Consider the following 16372-nt stretch of genomic DNA (forward strand, 5'->3'; position numbering starts at 1 on the left):
AACATTAAAAAGATACTGCATACTATTGTTTTCATGCTTCGGGATATTATCATCATTTCATTCAATATTAGAGAGAATTGAAGAATAAGACAATCCCGATTATCAGCTATATTTTATGAGAATAGTTTCTTTTCAATTGAACAGGTTCAAAAATGAGATATTTAACGTGAACTCGATCGTAATTCATTTGTAAATCAACTAATTATACTCAATAAATTATGAAATGATTACAAAATTAAAACTTTGCGAACCCTGCTAAGTGAAACGCCTTTGCGAACTTAAAAATAATACAGTGTTAAAGGAAAAAAGAATCTTTGCGGGCCTTGCGTTTAAAAAAGCATATCGAGCTCACGTTATTTAGTAAAGAAGTAATTTTCCATACTAATTTGAAATTAATGATTAAATAAAATAGTTCCCGAAATTTAAAAGAACCATTAAGTCAAAAAAATAGCTCTCTTTTATTTTTCATTCTTCAACTGTAATGCACGCTGTAAAAAAGACTGATTAGCCAGCTTTTCTTCTGCTTCATCAATGGCTTTGAGCAAATGATTCTCATTATCGGCAATTTCACCCAGTACTCTTGTAATAAGCTCCCATACCGGTTTCATTTTCTCTATCAGCTCAATGCCTTTGGGAGCAAGCATAATTAAACGCTTCCGTTCATCCTGTTTGTCTTTCTTCGAAACAATCATTTTCTGCTTTTCAAGTTCTTTCAGTAAACTGATTGTCGAAGGATGGGTGTACCCTATTTCATTCGCAATTTCTACAACACTGAGTACTTCTCTATGATGTAAAGTAAAAATAACGGGAAACCATTTGGGTTCAAAATCAATATCAAATGCTTTATAGATGAATGCTCCATCTTTCCGCAGCTGTTCGCTCAGTCTTTGTAATCTTGTTGATATAGCCAGAATACCTGATTCGTTGATAACATTCATGAGATCTCTTTTAGATTAAGCATATAAAAAACATTATCGGCACTCATCAGAGGGAACCTGGAAGGAAGCTTTTCCTTATCTATTTTTTGGAATTGATTCCGCTCATAAAAACGAATAGCGGCTCCTAATACTGAAATGGTCCCTAACATAATTTCATCAATACCATTTTCTCTGCAATAAGAAATTAAAATCTCCAGTAAAATCTGCGCAATTTGAAACTCTTTTCCTCTGAATTCTTTTTTGACAAACATTTTCCGGATAGCAGCACTCCTCTCATCAAATTTAACTAATGCTATCGTTCCAACCAGTTCATTATCGATGAATGCTCCCCAGAAGTTTCCACCTCCTTCTATATAAAAACTTTCGATTTGTAACAGATCCGGCTGGTCTTCAATTGTAATAGGAATATTAAATTCTTTCTGCTGAATATTCAGAACCAAATCGATGACTTGTTCTGAGTATGAATTGTCTAAAGGTTTAATCTCTAATTTCATGATCTTTTCATTTAATGTACAAAACTACGTAGTTAACTACATATGTCCAAATAAAATATTTCTTTTTTCACTTTAATAGGAGTTTGAAACACTAAAAAATAAGATGGAGTTTATGCAAACACGGTTTTATTTATAGCCACGAATGCACGAATAAAATGCTTATCATCATATCTTAAGGAAGCGTAATTAATAATTATTAAAGAAAAAAATTCGTGCATTCGTGGCAAAAAAAGAAATGCCCCAAATGCACGAATTTAAAATACTTAATAAGTGGTGATAGAAACGGAAACCTTAAAAAGTATTTGATTATAATTCCTTACTTATTTTTCTGTCCCAGGTAAGCAGAATCACTAAAAAGATAACAAAACAAACGAGTGTTACAATATTGGTTTTAATCAGCAAAGCATGTATGGTAGCCGGGACAATAAATGCTTTTGTTTTAGAAACTGAAAATGTGAGTATCAAAGAAAAGACTACACAGAAGATAATAAATACACCAAAACCACCATACTGTTCAAAATCCTTAAAGATCAACAAATGCCAAAATGCCCAGAAAAAGCCGGAGATTACAGATTTTATAATGAGATTTATTTTTCCTAGGCTTTCTACTAAGTACCCTCTCCATGTATATTCTTCCATCATATCATAAACCAATGTCACCAGACAGAAAATAAGCGCCCAAAGATGTTCATTAAATCCATAGTCGTTTTCAATTCCATAAATGGTATAGCCTAAAAGTAATATCACCGGAAACAGAATACTTTTGAATGTATTATTACCGAAAACAGAAAACTCCTGTTTTACTTTGCTATACTTATAAAATAGAAATGAAACAATCAGAATGGCAATTGCATGATTAAAGTTCCAGGAAAACTTCAGATCTGTAAATTGCTTTATAATTATATTTAAAATATTGGGAACCTTCCTCGAAAAATACGTCGCAACCATAATAACCCCATAGAACAATACAATCTTTTTCCAGTTTATTTTCTTTATTTCATTCACTAAATTCATTTGCGACATATTGGTTTTGCTATTATAAAGGTCTGGATTAAAATCTTGGGATTTTAGTCTCAAAAATTAATATTGAAAAATATGTAATTGCCTTAATACCTCCAAATAAATTTTATTTTATTTCAATAAAAAAACGCATGCTGTTCACATGCGTTTTCTAATATTATGTTGATATCTTTTCTTATTTCCAGCCTCCTCCGAGTGCCTGGTATAAGTCAACGCCAGCTTTCATTTTGTTGTATTCTGCATTGGAGATATTCAATTCAGCATTTAATGAATTCACACTCGCATTCAATACTTCAAGATAGTTGGCCAGACCGTAGTTAACCAATTCCTGGGAAAAATCTACCGATTTTTTGTAGGCATCAAGCTCTTTCTTTTTCAAATCGATAAAAGAATCCTGAATAGAAAAAACCCTGATCGCATCCGAAACTTCTTTTCCGGCTGTAAGCACCGTTTTTCTGAAGTTTAAATAAGCCGTCTCCTGATTAGCAAGACTAACATCATAGTTCGTTTTAATCTGTCTTCTGTTTAAAATAGGTTGTGCTAAACCACCTACCACAGTTGCAAACAATGAATTAACGCTAAATAAGTGATCAATATCTACAGACTGAACCCCACCACTTCCGGTTAATTTCAATGTAGGATAAAACTGTGCTTTAGCTGATCTTGTCAATTCAAAAGCGTTCATCAGACCATACTCAGCTTGCATAACGTCAGGACGATTGGCTAACAATTGAGCAGGATAACCAAGTTTTATATCCTTTGGAAGATGCTGGTCTTCTAATGTCGATCTTTCAATCGTATGCGAAGGCTCTCCCATCAATAAACTCATGGTATTTTCCAACGACTGGATTTGAGTATCAATGTCAATCAATAAAGATTTTGCATTGAAAACAAGGGCTTCACTTTGTTGAACTGCTACTTCCGTCACGGTTCCGGATTCTTTTAATGCTCTTGTAGTTTCCAGGTTCTTTTCACGGACATCAATAGTTTCCTGGATGATTTTCTTTTGTGAATCAAAAGTCAGCAACTGATAATAAGCTGAAGCTACGGAAGCCACAAGACTACTTTTTACAGCCTTGTGCGCTGCTACAGTTCCTAAATAAGTAGCCAGTTGTGCTTTTTCCTGTGCTTTTAGCTTACCCCAGATATCAGCTTCCCAACCGATACTCGCTGTAATATCAAATTGATTGATATACCGTCTTTGCCCAAAAATCTGACCAAACTGGGTGTTGATAGACTGAGTCTGGAACGTATAATTAGGTCCAATCGAGACCGTAGGTTCATAAGCCGCTTTACTTTGTTTCAAATAAGCTTCTGCAGATACAATACTTTGCAATGCAATTCTGATATCTAAATTGTTTTCTAAAGCTTTTGAAATATGTCCCTGCAGGATCGGATCTGTGAAAATATCTTTCCACGAGATATTGGCGATGTTTGCACTGTCAGAAGGAAGCATATCCGTACGAAAAAGCTTTTCGTCAACAACATTTTTCGGTCTTTCATATTCTTTTCTTGCCATACAAGATGAAATGGCAGCCAGTATGAAAACTGAAAAAGTTATTCCTTTTATGATGTTTAATAAACTTTTCATTTTAAAAAATTGGAAGTTAGAAATTAGAGGTTAGAAGCCAGATGCCAGGTTTTAGACCAACAGCTAATGTCCAGCCTCTAACTTCTCTAATTTTATTTTTATTCAGCTAAATTGATGTCTTCTTTTTTAAGAGGTTTGATTTTCTCCTGCAGTGTTTCAAAAATCACATACAATACAGGGATTACAAAAAGTCCTAATATGGTTCCTATCAATAACCCTATAGCTGCTCCTGTTGCAATGGATCTGTTACCTACTGCTCCAATTCCGCTTGCTAAAACCAATGGCAATAATCCGAAGATGAAAGCAAATGAGGTCATCAGGATCGGTCTTAACCTTGCTTTTGCAGCATTGATCGCCGACATGACAATAGTTTCCCCATGATGCCTTCTCTGGACGGCAAATTCTACAATCAGAATGGCATTTTTTGCCAAAAGGCCGACGAGCATGATCAGGGCAATCTGGAAATAAATATTATTTTCCAATCCCATAATCTTTTGTCCGAAGTAGGCTCCCATCACCCCTAAAGGAAGTGAGATGACAACAATTAAAGGAAGAATATAACTTTCATACTGAGCAGAAAGGATGAAGTAGACAAAGATCAAACTCAATCCGAAGATCAAGACCGTTTGAGATCCTGAATTCAATTCCTCTCGTGTTAATCCGGTAAACTCAACATCATAATTCTGATTTAGCGTTTCCTCTGCTACCTGCTGTACCGCAGTAATCGCATCTCCGGAACTGTATCCTTCAGAATTTCCTCCTGTAATTTTCACTGATGTAAATAGGTTATAACGGCTTACCGATTGTGGTCCGTATGCCTTTTCAAGGCTTACAAATTGTGAAATAGGTGACATCACTCCCGAACCGGTCTTCACATAAAGCTCGTTCAGATTATCAATACTTTTTCTGGCATCCGGCAGAGCCTGAACCATTACTCTGAACTGCTTCCCGTATTTCGTAAAGTCAGCGGTATAAATTCCTCCAATATAACCTTGCATAGTGCTCAGGATATCACTTACTGAAACTCCAAGCTGCTTAGCCAATGGAACATTAATACTCATTTGGTATTGAGGATACTTCGTATTGAATGAAGTTTGAGCAAATTGAATTTCAGGTCTCTGCATCAATTTACCGATGAACTCATTGGTTTTATCATCCAAAGCAGCATACTCTCCTCCCGATTTATCCAATAGAACCATCTCAAATCCGGCACTGTTACCAAAACCAGGTACACTTGGCGGCTGGAAGAACACAATCTTGGCATCCGGTACTTTTCCGGAAATACCGAATAATTGCTTGGTAATATCTTCAGAGGTTAAATTATCTTTTTTCCGTTCATCAAAAGGTTTTAATTTGATAAAGGCAAGACCGTTATTACTTCCGTTTCCTGATAAGAATCCTCTTCCGGTAGATATGGTTACATTTTGTACGCCCGGAATTTTCATAGCATTAGCCTGAAGGGTTTTCAAAGCATTATATGTTCTTTCCATAGAAGCTCCAGGAGGAAGCTGTACATCGGTAAAGATAATACCACGGTCTTCAGTCGGTACAAAACCTTTTTTCATTGTGCTGCTCGCCCAGAATAAAATTCCTCCGGTAATCACAAAAATGATCAAAGTAACCCATTTATGTCTTAATAAGAAAACGAATCCTCTTCCATAACGTTCCGTTGTTGTTCTGAAAGCAATATTAAACTTATAGAAAAACTTCTGAAGAAAGTTCAGGTTCTTATATTCTTTATGATGTTCAGAATGAGGTTTAAGGAATAGTGAACATAAAACCGGACTTAACGTTAATGCATTCACCGCCGAGATAATGATCGCTACAATAAGCGTGATCCCAAACTGCTGGTAAAATACACCGGTTGGCCCTGTAATAAATGTCACCGGAATAAATACCGACGCCATTACCAAAGTAATTGAAATAATTGCTCCCGTAATCTCATCCATTGCCTCTACCGTTGCTTTTTTAGCATCGGAAATACCATGCTCCATCTTGGCATGAACAGCCTCGACGACGACAATCGCATCATCCACCACAATACCAATAGCCAGTACTAATGCAAATAACGTTAAAAGGTTGAGTGAGTACCCAAACAGATTCAGGAAGAAAAACGCCCCTACAATAGATACCGGAACTGCAATAGCCGGAATCAAAGTAGATCTGAAATCCTGTAAGAAAATATATACTACAATAAATACGAGAATAAAAGCTTCGATCAAAGTACTAACTACTTTTTCAATAGAAGCTTCAAGGAATTCATTCGTATCAAAGTTAAATGTATACTTCACTCCCTGAGGGAAGCTTCCTTCTGCCGATTTCAGATAAGTTTTAATATTTTTAATAATCTCCTGAGCATTGGAACCCGGTGTCTGGAAGATCCCCATACTGATGGAAGGATTGTTTCCGTTCTCCCCGATTCCTGTGTATGACTGACCAGCCAGTTCTACTTTAGCTACATCTTTCAACATTAAATTCTGTCCGTCAGAAAGAGACTTAATGATGATATTGTCATACTGAGATTTATCGTTGAATTTTCCTACATATTTAATAATATATTCAAAAGAACTACCACTATTCTGTCCGATAGATCCTGCCGCAGCTTCTCTACTCTGTTCATTAATAGCATTGGTAACATCGTTAGGAGTAACCCCGTAAGACGCCATTTTAGCCGGATCCAGCCAGATTCTCATCGAATAGTTTTTACCCCCGAAAACGTTAGCATCCCCAACACCATTAATCCTTTTAAGATTAGGAATAATGTTGATGTTCAGGAAGTTTTGAAGATAAACATCATCAAGGTCCTTATTTTCAGAATAAAAAGACATGTACATCAAGGCACTTGTCTGCTGTTTCTGAGTAACAACCCCCGAACGGGTTACTTCACTGGGAAGTAACGGTGTAGCTCTTGTCACACGGTTCTGTACGTTCACCGCAGCAATATCCGGATCAATACCTTGTTTAAAAAATACCTGAATATTGGCAGAACCATCATTTCCGGTTGTAGAAGTAATATAATCCATTCCTTCCACCCCATTGATCTGCTCTTCCAATGGAACTACTACACTTTTCATCACCGTCTCAGCATTTGCTCCGGTATAATTGGCCGTCACACTTACCGTAGGTGGGGCAATATCCGGATACTGGGTAACAGGTAATGAAATAAGTCCTAAAACACCGAGAATAACTATTAATATAGATATTACGGTAGATAAAACCGGTCTGTTAATAAAATTCTTTATCATTAGAATTGCGGTTTTATAGATTGAACGAGACTATCCATCTTTATAGGTTTAGGTTTCACAGGAGTTCCTGATTTTAACCCTCCGATTCCTGCTGCAACAATGGTCTCACCTTTAGTTACCCCTGATTTTAACAGAGCCATATTATCAATTCTTTCAATCACCTTCACTACAACATTTTTCGCAGTATCTTTTTCTACTTTATATACGTAAACAATTCCCTGCTGTTCGTAAGTGGCACTTTCAGGAACTACCAAAACATTATCATAAGCTTTTGGCAATCTGATCGTACCGCTATTTCCGTTACTTAATAATTTGTGGGCATTTGAGAAGGCTACTCTGAACTGAATCGTTCCTGTTGTCGGGTCTATCTGTCCGGTAATCGCTTCTACTCTTCCTTTCTCAGGATATAAACTCCCGTTAGCCAGCTGTAGCTCAACCATTGGAAGATTCTTAATCTTTTCCGGCATGGTTGCTCCTTCCGATTTTTCAAGGAAATCAAAATATTCTTTTTCATTCATTGAAAAATAAGCGAAAACTGATGATGTATCGGAAATAGTTGTTAATGGTACCTGATCTGTTGGTCCCACTAAACTTCCGACCTTTAAAGGAAGTTTTCCGATAACTCCGGAAATCGGAGCACGAATAATAGAATACTCAATATTGGCTTCAACACCTTTATAATTAGCTGTTGCTTGTCTTTTAGCAGCGATTGCCTGCTGCAACTGTGCCTGTGCCTGAGCCAGATTAGCATGTGCAGTCTGAAGCTGAATATTACTGATGATATTTTTTGCGACCAAAGGCTTTAACTTGTTCACTTCTACCTGTGCAGCATTTACTGCAGCCTGTGCAGCAGCAATAGTAGATTCAGCGGCGCCAATTCCGGCTTTTGCCGCAGCAGCATTTTCAGTAAGTATATTAGTCTCCAAACGGAACAACGGTTGTCCTTTGGTAACGTATTGCCCTTCATCCACTAAAAGCTGGGTAATATATCCCTGAATTTTTGCTCGTACATCATTATTCACACGACCTTGTATGCTGGCAGGAAATGTTTGGTATCCTACAATATTTTTCTCTTCTACCTTGATTACAGGATAAGGTTTTGCACCATCCTGTTTCGGAGCATCTTTCTTGCAGGCTGTCAGTGACAGAGCTGCTACAGAAAGTATGATTAGTTTATTTGTCATTTTATAGTTTATTAAGAGATTCCTGAATATTTGAAATATTTTTGTTTAATAGCGCCTTATAAATCTTAATTTTCTCGTTGTAGTCTTCATCTTGTACCTTTCTAAAATTGTTTAAATCGTCTAGGAGTTTTAATTCATCTTGCATTTTCTGAACTATCTGTTCAAATCGTATCTTCATAAATTCGTCATTGATAAAGAAATACCGCTTTCGTTCATCCATTTTGTTATGATCAATGATCAGTTGGGAATTTAATAACAATGAAATGCTGGTGGAAACAGAACTTTTACTGGCTGAAAGTACTTCGACAAATTCATCAAAGGTAATCCCCTCTTTTTCGAAATCGAAAAGAAGATAGGCATAGATCTTTGAAGCTAGTGGAGGTAAGTTCAAGATGGTCCCGTAAAATCTTACCGCATCTTGGAAAATTTTTTCATCAATCTCAATACTTTGATGCATAATTTTAATTTGAAGCAAAAGTAGAAATTAGTTCAGAACTAAACGAACGAAAACCAATAGAGTTTATAAATATATGGCGTTTTAAAAATTCAATGAAAACTGATTTAACTTTTTACTCAAATTATAATCTTCTCAAATGCTTTTCTTACACCGCCTGCTAAAACAACTTCACCACAATAAGAATATCCTTGTTTTTCAAGAATTTTTAACATCGCAATATTATCGTAGTTAGTGTCCACTTTTATACTTTGAACACCATTGGTTTTTGTAAAATCTTCAATATGATCAAACAGTTTTTTCACCAACCCCTGTCCTGCAAATTTTTCAAATACGGCCACTCTATGGATCACCAGGAATTCCCCATCACTAAGCCATTCCCCTTCAATAGTACTATAAGCAGGCTCATCATTAAATATTAAAGCGGCATAGATGGCAACTTCACCATCTACCGTAAGCACATAACCAAAACCTTTCGCAATATCGCTTTCTACTGTATCTTGATTAGGGTATCCGTCCTGCCATTGACTGCTCCCATCTTTTCTTCTTCTTTCAATGGCTTGTTGTAAGATTTCCCAGATGATATTCTTGTCTTCTATTTCTGCTTTCCTGAGTTTAATTTCCTGAGTCATAGTATTGAATTATTGAAAAAATTAAAAGATTGAAAATTATGAATATTTTCAATCTTTATGGTTTATTTTATATTAAAAATAAATTAAAAAACCGAAAACTAATTGAAATTAATTTTCGGTTCGAAGTAGTAAAATTTAAAATTATGAAATTGTTTTATTGGTTGGCATTCTGTTGAATATAAGTATCAATAACTTCGAATGCTTTTTTTTCGTCTTCCAAATTTACCATAACCTTCAGAGATGTGGCCGTTGGCGTCGTCGTAAAGGTTAAGTAATTATTTTCAACACAATTGGTAATTTGGGCATCGTCTAATTTAGATTTGATCAATTGAATTTCTGAAGGATTATCACTTTCAAAAACTGATACTCGCGTATTTCTTTCCATATTCTATCCTTTTTGAATCCTAAATGTACAATGTTTTTTCCAAAATTACAAATCTGCCGTTTTAAATTTTGTTAATATTATTTTCTATTTTATCTAAAGCCAGTTGAATTTCTTCCCTGGAAACATTCAAATGAGGTCTAAAACGAAGCGACTGATCGCCACAACCTAAAATAATTAATCCATCTTTAAAAAGTTCATCTCTCAAATGATCTCTTTGTTCTCCTGACGGTAAATCTATCGCACACATTAATCCTTTTCCTCTTGCATTGGAAATTTTTTCAGGATATTTCTGAGCCAGACCTTGTAAGCCTTCTAATAGATATTCTCCTACCAATCTTGCATTTTCAACCAAGTTTTCTTTTTCAATGACTTCCATCACCAATTGGAAACGAAGCATATCAATAAAGTTTCCTCCGAAAGTGGAATTGATTCTTGAACTTTCTCTAAAAACATTATTAGCAATCTGATCAAATTTTTCTTTGTTAGCCAAAACGCCACATACCTGAGCTTTCTTACCAAAAGAGATAATATCAGGTTTTGCAGTAAAATGTTGGAAAGCCCACATTTCACCAGTGATCCCGATTCCTGTCTGTACTTCGTCAAAAATCAATAAGATGTCATTGTCATCACAAATCTTTCTCAATTCAACAAAAAACTCATCTCTGAAATGGTTGTCCCCTCCTTCAGCCTGAATAGGTTCTATAATAATGCATGCAACTTTATCCGGATTAGAAAGTATCGCCTCTCCGATATGAACTAATGCTAATCTTTCATTTTTAATGGTCTCTTCCAAATTCTCCTCAGTAATTGGGAAGATCAGTTTCGGATTAAGGATTCTCGGCCATTCAAACATTGGGAAATATTGATATTTTCTAGGATCAGAAGTATTCGTTAAACTTAAAGTATAACCGCTTCTTCCATGGAATGCTTGTCTGAAATGGATACAAATCCCGGCCTCAGTCTGAAGACCTTTTTCAAAATTCTTACGCGTTTTCCAGTCAAAACATGCCTTCATAGCATTTTCAACTCCTAATGTTCCACCTTCAATAAAAAAGGCATATTGAAGCTCTTCAGGAATAACCACTCTTTCAAAAACTTCAAGAAAATGAGCGTATTCCTCAGAATAGACATCAGCTAAAGTAGGCTTATTTACAGCCATTTTCCCTAACCAGTCTGACTTTGCTACAACATAAGGATGGTTGTATCCGATAGATCCGGATCCGAACATCGAAAACATATCTAAAAATTCTCTATCAGTAAGTTTATCATATAACCATGATCCGTGTGATTTCTCAATATCCATTACAAAATCAAAACCGTCTGCCAGTACATGTTTCCCTACTGTTTCTTTTACTTTGTTTGCTTTTATATCAATTGTTTGTTCCATAATATTTTTGATGTGATTTAAAAATTGAATGATTAAAAGTTTAAACATTCATGGGTATTAATTTTTAAATTTCTAAATCGTTAAATGATTTAAATGTTTTTTGTTAAATGTCAAACTTAATTCCTTGTGCTAAAGGTAAGCTTGTGGTATAGTTAATGGTGTTGGTTTGTCTTCTCATATAATATTTCCATGCATCTGAACCGGATTCTCTTCCACCTCCAGTTTCTTTTTCACCACCAAAAGCACCTCCGATTTCAGCACCTGAAGTTCCGATATTGACATTGGCAATTCCACAGTCTGATCCTGCATGAGAAAGGAATAATTCAGCTTCTCTTAAATTCTGGGTCATAATCGCAGAAGATAATCCCTGAGGAACATCATTCTGAATAGCAATTGCTTCATCCAGAGTTTTATATTTGATAAGATATAAAATAGGGGCAAAAGTTTCGTGTTGAACAATTTCATACGAGTTTTTAACTTCAGCAATACATGGTTTTACATAGCATCCTGATTCGTAATCTTTACCACTTAAAACACCACCTTCTACAATGAACTTACCTCCTTCTTTTTTACATTTTTTGATAGATTCTTCATATTGGTTTACAGCATGAACATCAATTAGCGGTCCTACATGATTGGTTTCATCTAATGGATTTCCAATTTTCAATTGTCCATATGCTTTTACCAATCTGTTCTTCACTTCATCATAAACACTTTCGTGAATGATCAACCTTCTTGTAGAAGTACATCTTTGACCTGCAGTTCCTACAGCTCCAAAAACAGCTCCGATAATCGACATATTGATATCCGCATCCTGAGAAATAATGATGGCATTGTTTCCTCCTAATTCAAGAATAGACTTCCCAAATCTTCCTGCAACAGTAGTAGAAACCATTCTTCCTACTCTGGTAGAACCAGTGAAAGAAATAAGTGAAACACGTTTATCTTCTACTAATTTTTGTCCGATTTCATGTTCAGCAACCATTACACTTGAAATTCCTTCAGAAAGATTATTTTCTTTAAGAACTTCAGCCATAATATTCTGACATGCAATAGCACAGAAAGGTGTTTTCTCAGAAGGTTTCCAAATGGTAACATTTCCGCAAATCCATGATAAAGCTGTATTCCATGCCCAAACTGCAACAGGGAAATTGAATGCTGTGATAATTCCTACAATTCCCAACGGGTGATACTGTTCGTACATTCTGTGACCCGGTCTTTCAGAATGCATCGTGAACCCGTGAAGCTGTCTTGATAAACCAACAGCAAAGTCACAGATATCAATCATCTCCTGAACTTCTCCTAAACCTTCCTGTAAAGATTTACCCATTTCATAAGAAACAAGCTTTCCAAGGTCATCTTTATATTCTCTTAATTTCAGACCCAATTGTCTTACAACTTCCCCTCTTTTTGGTGCCGGGATTAACCTGAATTCCTGAAACGCTTTTTGAGCCGATTGTATTACCTTCTCATAATCACTTTCACTAGAAGTTTTTACTTTACCAATTAATCTCCCATCTACCGGAGAATAACTTTCTATGGTTTTTCCTGATGCAAAGTATTTTCCACCTACTGAGGTTCCTTTGTTATCATCTTTAATTCCTAGATTTTTAAGTGATTTTTCGATTCCGAAATCTTTGACTTTTTTAGACATAAAATATTCCTTTTCGTTTCCTCTAAAGATAAAAATATTATGCGAAACGCAAAATTTTAATTTTCACCAGGTTTTTTATTTGGACTAATTATAAACATGTTTATCTTTGTAAGAACAATATTTTTAATTTCAGAAATGGAAAATAATAAACCAACAAACGAACCTGCAAAAGAACAGACTTCAAAATGGAAACAGTGGGTGAAGCGTTTTGGGATCGGAGGAATTATATTCTTTACGGTGAAAGGAATTATCACTTCCACTCTTATTTATTTCCTCGGAAAGAACTTCTGGACCATTATCAGCAATTATTTTGCAACCCTTTTTGACTAATCGATAAGATCACACATATAAAAAAAGCAGAGAAAATTTCTCTGCTTTTTTTGATACAATACTCTATTTCCGTTTCGCTGTAATTTAAAATCAAAAAACTACTGTTACTATTACAATCTCACAATTTCACAGTTTTACGATTTTACAATTACGCAGTTTTCATTCTTTCTTTTTTCTTCCTGACTCCACAAGGCTTTGATGAAGCAAATACTCAATTTGCCCATTTACACTCCTGAACTCATCATTAGCCCATTTTTCAAGAAGTTTGTAAGTGGATTCTTCGATCCTGATCACAAAAGATTTCTTACCTTTTTGTGTGTTTCCGGAAGAAGTTTGAGATTTTTCAGATTTCATGTTCTATGTTTAAAATTTTCAAATGCGACACTACTGGATTTCCAGCATGTCCATTGCTGAATTGACAGGAAAACTAATTACCCTGATTTCGGGCAAGATGTTCGATGTTACAAATAATGTTCAATCGGGTAACACCCTTATCTTAGGTAGATTAATTATATAAGGTTCCTGCATTTAAAACCGGGGTTACCGCTTTTTCGCCGCAAAGCACAACCATCAGGTTACTTACCATTGCTGCTTTCCTTTCATCATCCAGCTCCACAATATTTTCGGCAGAAAGCTTTTTTAATGCCAGATCTACCATACCCACAGCACCTTCTACAATTTTAGTTCTTGCTGCAACAATAGCTGTAGCCTGTTGTCTCTGAAGCATAGCTCCCGCAATTTCAGATGCGTAGGCCAGATGTGAAATTCTGGCCTCCTGGATGATAATACCAGCCTTTGAAAGACGGTCTGTAAGTTCCTGTTCCAATATGGAGTTGATCTTCTCTCCACCTTCCCTTAAAGTGATAGGAGCATGATCATCTTCCAGATTATCATAAGGAAAGCTCATTGCTAAATGACGTACTGCTGCCTCACTTTGCATCTTCACAAAATCAGAATACCGCTCAACGTCAAAAGCAGCTCTATAGGTGTCTCCTACTTTCCATACAATAACTACTGCAATTTCAATAGGATTTCCCATTTTATCATTTACCTTCAAAGTCTGCCCCTGTAAATTTTCAGAACGGAGCGAGATCTTCTGTGATGAATACAATGGATTAATAAAAAATAATCCGTTGTCTTTTACAGTTCCTACATATTTTCCAAAGAAGTTCAGGACTCTCGAATGGTTAGGCTGAATAATCATTAAGCCTTTCAAGAAAAAGCAGGAAACAAGGAAGCAAAGCATTGCTAAAACAACATAAGTAACACTCTGGTCCACTCCACTTACAAAGAAGTAAATGGCAGCTACAAACAAGATGAGACAAATCACTAATGCCAAATAGCCTGACATAGGTTTTAAGATTTTTTCCATATAGATATAATTTTAGAAATGATATTATTTTGATATCATAAAGATATAAATAAATTCCAATTTAAAATTATAGTTGAATCTTTTTTTAATGTGAATTCAGATTTAGAAATGACTGAGTGATAGTTTCAGAACATAGTGAAGTGAAGTAAAAGGATTAAATGTAAGCTTCATAAGCGAAGCAAGTCTTTGCTAGCTCTCAATATGAAGCATCTTTATTCTTCTTTGCGTTGAAAAATACTTTGAAAATGGTTAATCACAAAGACGCAAAGCATTTTAAAAGTAATATGTTTTTAAGGCGCAAAGGCGTTTCACTTAGCAAGGACTGAAGCTTTTATGGTCTATCATCAAGAGATTTCTCCTATCGTAAATGACAAACCTTCGTTAAACCTACAGTTTTACAAATCAACGATTTTTCGATTTTACATTATGAAGAGATTTCTCCTGCTGTCCTTTAGATTTGTAAATAGTTAAATTTATAGAATTAAAGAAGAGAAAAGTGTTTAAGTAAACTAACCCTGTCTTAGAGTAAAACTCATATTTCGATTAAGACTTAAACACTTTCTTATCACAATCTCAGATAGAAATTCGGGCTAATGACCCATTATCAAGGAGTTGAGTTAATGATAAGATCTCTTCTTATTAATATGCAAAAACAAATTTATGAAAAATGTAATTATTGGCATTGATGTGAGCAAGCTTACTCTCGATATTAGTGTACTTATTGATTCTACCTTTCAGTTTTTTACGATAGAAAACACGGTAAAAGCATTAAAAAAGTTTTTTAAAGAATTTAAAGAACACCAAGTGATGATAGCTATGGAGAATACTGGCCGTTATAATTATCACCTTTATGAAGTTTTACCCCTTTTTGAATTTAAGGTTTATGTTATTAATCCACTTCATATAAAGAGAAGTATAGGCCTGGTAAGAGGTAAGAATGACAAAATAGACAGTAAAAGAATCGCTTTATTCTTAGAAAAACACCATATTGATCTACGTATCTGGAGTCCTTGCAGTAAAACACTACAAAAAATCAAACTCTTAAATACTGAGAGAAGACTCCGTGTTAAAATAAGAGCAGCTTTACTCACCCAGTTAGCAGACCAGTCGCTTCTAAAAGGAATGCAGGATAAAGACCTTTTAAAACTCAATAAGGACTTCATTGCCTTATTAGACAAACAGATTTCATTCATTGAAGATAAAATCCTCTATCTTATTGAAAATGACGAAGTCTTGAAAGATCAATATCATCGAATTCAAACGATACCAGGTGTAGGCAAAGTTTTGGCTGCTAACATGCTTATTAAAACCAACGGCTTTACCGAGATACAATCTGCCAGAGAAATGTCCTGCTATGCTGGTGTAGCGCCATTTGAGTATCAATCTGGTACTTCATTGAAGTACAAATCAAAAGTATCCCCCCTGGCAGATAAGGAATTAAAAAAAATTCTTCATCTCGCTGCAATGAGCGCTATTCGGTTTAAAAATGATTTGGCTGTCTACTATCTAAGAAAAGTGTCAGAAGGTAAAAATAAAATGTCTGTTTTAAATGCGGTACGAAACAAAATTATACACCGAATTTATTCGTTAATTAAAAACAAAACTTTTTATCAAAATCAATTGGAAATGTCATAGAAATCGAAATGACAAAGCTAAAATGTAATATTTGTCATTCAGAATGAAGCG

At 35.2% G+C, this 16372-nt stretch carries 15 protein-coding genes; 2 read left to right on the top strand and 13 right to left on the bottom strand.

The window, feature by feature from the left end; translation table 11 throughout:
• Nucleotides 1-458: 458 nt before the first annotated feature.
• The 11 genes from CJF12_RS05050 to amaB all read right to left on the bottom strand — a co-directional run bounded on the left by CJF12_RS05050 (nt 459) and on the right by amaB (nt 12984).
• The gene (locus CJF12_RS05050) at nt 459-938 is read right to left on the bottom strand and encodes a MarR family winged helix-turn-helix transcriptional regulator (RefSeq protein WP_034687750.1); all 480 of its coding nucleotides are present in this window, start codon (nt 936-938) and stop codon (nt 459-461) included.
• Nucleotides 935-1432: a GNAT family N-acetyltransferase gene (locus CJF12_RS05055; protein WP_034687755.1), complete on the bottom strand. Its 498-nt coding sequence runs from the start codon at nt 1430-1432 to the stop codon at nt 935-937. The genes CJF12_RS05050 and CJF12_RS05055 overlap by 4 nt, the downstream gene beginning before the upstream one ends.
• Nucleotides 1433-1738: 306 nt before the next feature.
• Nucleotides 1739-2446, bottom strand: a complete 708-nt coding sequence (locus CJF12_RS05060; RefSeq protein WP_228379131.1) for a CPBP family intramembrane glutamic endopeptidase — start codon at nt 2444-2446, stop codon at nt 1739-1741.
• 181 nt (nt 2447-2627) lie between these two features.
• Nucleotides 2628-4043, bottom strand: a complete 1416-nt coding sequence (locus tag CJF12_RS05065) for a TolC family protein (RefSeq protein WP_051887406.1) — start codon at nt 4041-4043, stop codon at nt 2628-2630.
• A gap of 98 nt (nt 4044-4141) precedes the next feature.
• Nucleotides 4142-7288 (bottom strand): efflux RND transporter permease subunit, encoded by a 3147-nt coding sequence (locus CJF12_RS05070; protein WP_034687768.1) that lies wholly within the window; start codon nt 7286-7288, stop codon nt 4142-4144.
• Nucleotides 7288-8472, bottom strand: coding sequence for an efflux RND transporter periplasmic adaptor subunit (locus tag CJF12_RS05075; RefSeq protein WP_034687770.1), 1185 nt, complete (start codon nt 8470-8472; stop codon nt 7288-7290). The genes CJF12_RS05070 and CJF12_RS05075 overlap by 1 nt, the downstream gene beginning before the upstream one ends.
• A 1-nt stretch (nt 8473) precedes the next feature.
• Nucleotides 8474-8929 (bottom strand): hypothetical protein, encoded by a 456-nt coding sequence (locus tag CJF12_RS05080; RefSeq protein WP_034687772.1) that lies wholly within the window; start codon nt 8927-8929, stop codon nt 8474-8476.
• 116 nt (nt 8930-9045) lie between these two features.
• A complete protein-coding gene (locus CJF12_RS05085; protein WP_034687774.1) occupies nt 9046-9558 on the bottom strand; it encodes a GNAT family N-acetyltransferase in 513 nt (170 codons plus the stop codon).
• Between the two features lie 154 nt (nt 9559-9712).
• Nucleotides 9713-9943: a DUF2007 domain-containing protein gene (locus CJF12_RS05090; RefSeq protein WP_034687776.1), complete on the bottom strand. Its 231-nt coding sequence runs from the start codon at nt 9941-9943 to the stop codon at nt 9713-9715.
• 61 nt (nt 9944-10004) lie between these two features.
• Nucleotides 10005-11330 (bottom strand): L-lysine 6-transaminase, encoded by a 1326-nt coding sequence (gene lat, locus CJF12_RS05095; RefSeq protein WP_034687794.1) that lies wholly within the window; start codon nt 11328-11330, stop codon nt 10005-10007.
• A 103-nt stretch (nt 11331-11433) separates the two neighbouring features.
• The gene (amaB, locus tag CJF12_RS05100) at nt 11434-12984 is read right to left on the bottom strand and encodes an L-piperidine-6-carboxylate dehydrogenase (RefSeq protein WP_034687779.1); all 1551 of its coding nucleotides are present in this window, start codon (nt 12982-12984) and stop codon (nt 11434-11436) included.
• 135 nt (nt 12985-13119) lie between these two features.
• Here amaB and CJF12_RS05105 point away from each other — a divergent pair, with 135 nt between their 5' ends.
• Nucleotides 13120-13314: a hypothetical protein gene (locus CJF12_RS05105; protein WP_099668560.1), complete on the top strand. Its 195-nt coding sequence runs from the start codon at nt 13120-13122 to the stop codon at nt 13312-13314.
• A gap of 159 nt (nt 13315-13473) precedes the next feature.
• Here the strand turns inward: CJF12_RS05105 and CJF12_RS05110 are convergent, their stop codons facing one another.
• Together CJF12_RS05110 and CJF12_RS05115 are read right to left on the bottom strand one after the other, a co-directional pair.
• Nucleotides 13474-13668, bottom strand: coding sequence for a hypothetical protein (locus CJF12_RS05110; RefSeq protein WP_034687784.1), 195 nt, complete (start codon nt 13666-13668; stop codon nt 13474-13476).
• 151 nt (nt 13669-13819) lie between these two features.
• Nucleotides 13820-14686 carry an SPFH domain-containing protein gene (locus tag CJF12_RS05115; RefSeq protein WP_034687786.1) on the bottom strand — a complete coding sequence of 289 codons (867 nt, stop codon included), beginning with the start codon at nt 14684-14686 and terminating at the stop codon, nt 13820-13822.
• A 660-nt stretch (nt 14687-15346) separates the two neighbouring features.
• Here CJF12_RS05115 and CJF12_RS05120 point away from each other — a divergent pair.
• Nucleotides 15347-16321 (top strand): IS110 family RNA-guided transposase, encoded by a 975-nt coding sequence (locus tag CJF12_RS05120; RefSeq protein WP_051887338.1) that lies wholly within the window; start codon nt 15347-15349, stop codon nt 16319-16321.
• Nucleotides 16322-16372: the final 51 nt, after the last annotated feature.

This window comes from Chryseobacterium piperi (genome assembly GCF_002285635.2).
Classification (GTDB): Bacteria; Bacteroidota; Bacteroidia; order Flavobacteriales; family Weeksellaceae; genus Chryseobacterium; species Chryseobacterium piperi.

Bases quoted from the DNA above. Each gene is read 5' to 3' on its own strand.
- CJF12_RS05050 (WP_034687750.1), bottom strand. From the start codon at position 938: ATGAATGTTATCAACGAATCAGGTATTCTGGCTATATCAACAAGATTA.
- CJF12_RS05055 (WP_034687755.1), bottom strand. From the start codon at position 1,432: ATGAAATTAGAGATTAAACCTTTAGACAATTCATACTCAGAACAAGTC.
- CJF12_RS05060 (WP_228379131.1), bottom strand. From the start codon at position 2,446: ATGAATTTAGTGAATGAAATAAAGAAAATAAACTGGAAAAAGATTGTA.
- CJF12_RS05065 (WP_051887406.1), bottom strand. From the start codon at position 4,043: ATGAAAAGTTTATTAAACATCATAAAAGGAATAACTTTTTCAGTTTTC.
- CJF12_RS05070 (WP_034687768.1), bottom strand. From the start codon at position 7,288: ATGATAAAGAATTTTATTAACAGACCGGTTTTATCTACCGTAATATCT.
- CJF12_RS05075 (WP_034687770.1), bottom strand. From the start codon at position 8,472: ATGACAAATAAACTAATCATACTTTCTGTAGCAGCTCTGTCACTGACA.
- CJF12_RS05080 (WP_034687772.1), bottom strand. From the start codon at position 8,929: ATGCATCAAAGTATTGAGATTGATGAAAAAATTTTCCAAGATGCGGTA.
- CJF12_RS05085 (WP_034687774.1), bottom strand. From the start codon at position 9,558: ATGACTCAGGAAATTAAACTCAGGAAAGCAGAAATAGAAGACAAGAAT.
- CJF12_RS05090 (WP_034687776.1), bottom strand. From the start codon at position 9,943: ATGGAAAGAAATACGCGAGTATCAGTTTTTGAAAGTGATAATCCTTCA.
- lat (WP_034687794.1), bottom strand. From the start codon at position 11,330: ATGGAACAAACAATTGATATAAAAGCAAACAAAGTAAAAGAAACAGTA.
- amaB (WP_034687779.1), bottom strand. From the start codon at position 12,984: ATGTCTAAAAAAGTCAAAGATTTCGGAATCGAAAAATCACTTAAAAAT.
- CJF12_RS05105 (WP_099668560.1), top strand. From the start codon at position 13,120: ATGGAAAATAATAAACCAACAAACGAACCTGCAAAAGAACAGACTTCA.
- CJF12_RS05110 (WP_034687784.1), bottom strand. From the start codon at position 13,668: ATGAAATCTGAAAAATCTCAAACTTCTTCCGGAAACACACAAAAAGGT.
- CJF12_RS05115 (WP_034687786.1), bottom strand. From the start codon at position 14,686: ATGGAAAAAATCTTAAAACCTATGTCAGGCTATTTGGCATTAGTGATT.
- CJF12_RS05120 (WP_051887338.1), top strand. From the start codon at position 15,347: ATGAAAAATGTAATTATTGGCATTGATGTGAGCAAGCTTACTCTCGAT.